5 protein-coding genes are annotated in these 3,535 nt (G+C 50.5%); 2 read left to right on the top strand and 3 right to left on the bottom strand.

The features are described from left to right. Together ACTG34_RS12690 and cysQ are read right to left on the bottom strand one after the other, a co-directional pair. Positions 1–545, bottom strand: a 545-nt coding sequence (locus tag ACTG34_RS12690; RefSeq protein WP_439105252.1) for a 3-deoxy-manno-octulosonate cytidylyltransferase, incomplete at its 3' end; no start/stop codon positions are given. Continuing rightward, positions 542–1,315, bottom strand: a complete 774-nt coding sequence (cysQ, locus tag ACTG34_RS12685) for a 3'(2'),5'-bisphosphate nucleotidase CysQ (protein WP_439105258.1) — start codon at positions 1,313–1,315, stop codon at positions 542–544. The genes cysQ and ACTG34_RS12690, both read right to left, overlap by 4 nt. Before the next feature lie 172 nt (positions 1,316–1,487). Between cysQ and ACTG34_RS12680 the strand changes: the two genes are divergently transcribed. Next, positions 1,488–2,306 carry an ABC transporter permease gene (locus tag ACTG34_RS12680; RefSeq protein WP_439105251.1) on the top strand — a complete coding sequence of 273 codons (819 nt, stop codon included), beginning with the start codon at positions 1,488–1,490 and terminating at the stop codon, positions 2,304–2,306. A gap of 6 nt (positions 2,307–2,312) precedes the next feature. Here ACTG34_RS12680 and ACTG34_RS12675 read toward each other — a convergent pair whose 3' ends face one another. Next, positions 2,313–2,933, bottom strand: a complete 621-nt coding sequence (locus ACTG34_RS12675; protein WP_439105250.1) for an alpha-ketoglutarate-dependent dioxygenase AlkB family protein — start codon at positions 2,931–2,933, stop codon at positions 2,313–2,315. Between the two features lie 202 nt (positions 2,934–3,135). On the opposite strand from ACTG34_RS12675, the gene ACTG34_RS12670 reads away from it, so the two are divergent. Then, on the top strand, positions 3,136–3,535 hold a 400-nt coding region (locus tag ACTG34_RS12670; RefSeq protein ID WP_439105249.1), incomplete at its 3' end, for an Hsp70 family protein.

Genomic DNA, 3,535 nt, shown 5'->3' with positions numbered 1-3,535 from the left:
GCATAATCTGCATTGGTGTACGGGATGACTTCCTTGGAAAAATAAAGCGCGTATTTGTCTACATCAAACACGGCCGTTGTCCCGCCAACGCGACCCGCCTTACGATCCTCCAAAAATCCATTTAGGGCGCGCCCGTCACATTGCAAAACAGGGGTCGTCATCGAGGCACCCTCGTCCGACTTAATATCATCCACCAGTGTTTCTACAAACCAATGCGGGGTGAGGGGCGCATCACCTTGCAGGTTGATCACTACGTCATACGCATCCCCAAGGGCTGCGTGGGCCTCTGCACACCGTTCTGTACCGTTGACGCAAGTGGACGAGGTCATCACCACCTCGGCACCAAACGCCTCGGCTGCGTCGCGGATACGGGTATCGTCAGTGGCCACAACAACACGGTCAATGCCCTTTGCCGATTGCGCCGCCTCCCAACTCCGTTGGATAAGTGATTTCTTTACGCCGCCCTTTCCGGCAAGCTCGACAAGAGGCTTTCCGGGGTAACGTGACGAGGCATAGCGGGCCGGTATAACGAGAAGCGTTTTCATTGTGCTGATTTCAACTCCACACCTGGCGCGTAGGCAATAAAGAACGGATTGGCGTAATCCTCTTTGCCGTAGGTCAGGGACTCATGCGTATCGAAGCGTACCACATCCCCACCCGCACCAATCAAAACGGCATGACCCGCGGCGGTATCCCACTCCATCGTGCGCCCTACGCGCGGATAAAGATCAGCTTCGCCAGTCGCGACGAGGCAAAATTTTAGGGAAGAGCCCGCGGATTTGCTGTCCGCCACATTATATTTATTAATGTAATCCTCGGTCGCCTGATCGCGGTGAGATTTAGAGGCCACCACAAGCAAAGCTGAGTTGTCGGGTACTTTCACAGATATCGTATTTTGAATGCCCACAATGTCGCGTGCAAATGGACCGACCTCCTCAACGGATTTCCCGTCTACATCAGTGATGAACAGTCTGTTTTTTGCTGGCGCATATACCACGCCGCGCGTTGGCACACCGTTTTCCACATACGCGATATTGACCGTGAAATCGCCACGTCTATTGATGAATTCTTTGGTGCCATCAAGCGGATCAACGATGAGAAACGTATCGGCCTTGAGCGCATGTGACTGCGCTTGCTCTTCGGTAATCAGCGTCACTTCGGGGAAGGCCGCGCGCAAGCCTGCAGAAATAATGGCGTCCGCCGCCTCGTCCGCAATTGTCACGGGGCTATCATCCGATTTTGATCTCACTTCAAAATCATCGGAATTGTAAATCTCCATAATTTTGTCACCTGCCTCAAGTGCAAGACTACGCATCAGTGGAATAAGTGTTTCAAAATTCAATGGTCTCTCCTCAAAAGGCGGATGCCTTGTAAATGCTGTATATATTGATGCCACTTAATTGATTATGCAACTTTCGCATCTTATGCTTCACCAAAGGTCAATCGGCAAGCCTGCCATTTTTGACATCCTGTGTAGGAATTTTGACGTGTTCAAATACTCATCGCAACAAAACGGATTTTCGGCAGCATTCAATATTTTGCGGCTCATTTTTCACAACACAGTGCGGCACGTGCGAAAATCTCACGGCAGCCCATTAATTGGCCTGATCACCAATATTTCACAGGCCATTATTCTTGTCGCCGTATTCTCATTTATGATGAATATTCTCGGCATAAGTCGCAACTCGGTACGTGGTGATTTCATTTTGTTTATCATGACAGGAATTTTTCTATTCCTGACTCACAACAAGACGTTGGGCGACGTCGCGAGCGCGGAATCAGGCACATCTCCAATGATGCAACACGCCCCAATGAACACGGCGATTTCGATCACGTCTGCCGCCCTCAGCGCATTATATATACAATTCTTGTCAGTTGCGGTCATCTTGACTGTGTATCAGCTCGGATGGGGTGGCGTAGAGTTCCAATATCTACCTGGTGCATTTGCGATGTTCATGATGGCTTGGTTCTCTGGTGCGGCTATCGGCACCGTTGTTCTTGCAGCCAAACCTTGGGCGCCTGAATTCGTGCGTGTTGTTCAAACTCTTTACACTCGTGCAAATATGTTCACATCAGGCAAAATGTTTCTTGCAAACGCGATGCCGGGATTCATGTTGGCGTTTTTCAAATGGAATCCGTTATTTCACACAATCGACCAAGCGCGCGGATACACCTTTGTGAACTACAATCCTCACTATAGTTCACCACTCTATCCGCTCATGTTTTCATTGGTCTTCCTTACCATTGGGCTTTTGGCTGAGTTTTTCACTCGAAAACGCGCCTCGGCAAGTTGGTCAGCTCGGTAACGTGCCTTACGTTACGACCCGCATCGTCAAATTAATGCGCCCCGACTTAGGCAACAGTTGGCTTGAACCATATTTCACACGGTCAATTCCGTGATAGAGCAACCTTGCGGCGCCGCTCATAACAACGACATCTCCCGACTGAAGCCAAATACTCTCCGTCTTGCCGCCCCGAGTTGCATTCCCGACCCGAAACAACGCCTCATCACCGAGCGAAATAGACACGACGGGTTGTTCAAAATCAGTTTCGTCCCGATCTTGATGCATGCCCATTTTAGCATCTTCGCCATAAAAATTGACCAAGCAGCATTCGGGCTTTCGCGCCAAAGGTACGACAGCGTCCCAAACGCCTAGAATGCTTTCAGGAATTCGCGGCCATGGTGCACCATCAGGGTGAGTCTCGCTGTACCTGTAACCTTGCCGATCCGACACCCAACCGAACCGGCCGGCCGAGGTCATCCTCACAGACATAGGCTTACCATACGGCGTCATAGGTGAAAATACGGGTGCCTCACGAACGACATCGCGCAAATCAGCAACAATTTTAGACTGAATCGCCGTACCAATCAGCCCCTTGAACACCTGCATGCCCTTTAAATCGAGTGGTGTGACATGATATTTTTTGATCATTAAAGTCCGTTCCTTAGACAGTGACTGCAATTTTCACCTTTTTAAGGGCCTCACACAACTTGCAGGGGCCAAAACGCATCCCTATATACGCATCGAAGCACTGATCGGTTCAGTCCGGTCTTAAACATTCAACACTGGGATTGATGGCGGGTGCCTGAATGGGCCCAACGTCAAAACATCGCCAAGAAGAGGACTTAAAGGTATGGCTAAAGTCATCGGTATCGACCTCGGGACCACAAACTCCTGCGTCGCAATCATGGACGGTTCACAGCCGCGTGTCATCGAGAATTCAGAAGGCGCACGCACAACGCCGTCTATCGTCGGCTTCACAGACAATGAGCGCCTTGTCGGCCAAGCCGCAAAACGCCAAGCTGTGACCAACCCCGAAAATACAGTTTTCGCCGTAAAGCGCCTTATCGGCCGCCGCGCAGGTGACGCCGAAGTGGAAAAGGACAAGAACCTTGTTCCTTACGAGATTGTCGATGGCGGCAATGGCGATGCATGGGTGAGCGTTAAAGGCGACAAGTATTCGCCATCGCAAATCTCTGCATTCATTCTCGGCAAGATGAAAGAAACAGCTGAGTCTTACCTAGGTGAAGAGG

It is taken from the genome of Celeribacter marinus, from assembly GCF_965656515.1.
Classification (GTDB): domain Bacteria; phylum Pseudomonadota; class Alphaproteobacteria; order Rhodobacterales; family Rhodobacteraceae; genus Celeribacter; species Celeribacter marinus_D.
Note: the sequence above shows the minus strand (reverse complement) of the source record. Positions and strands in the feature narration are given on the sequence as shown.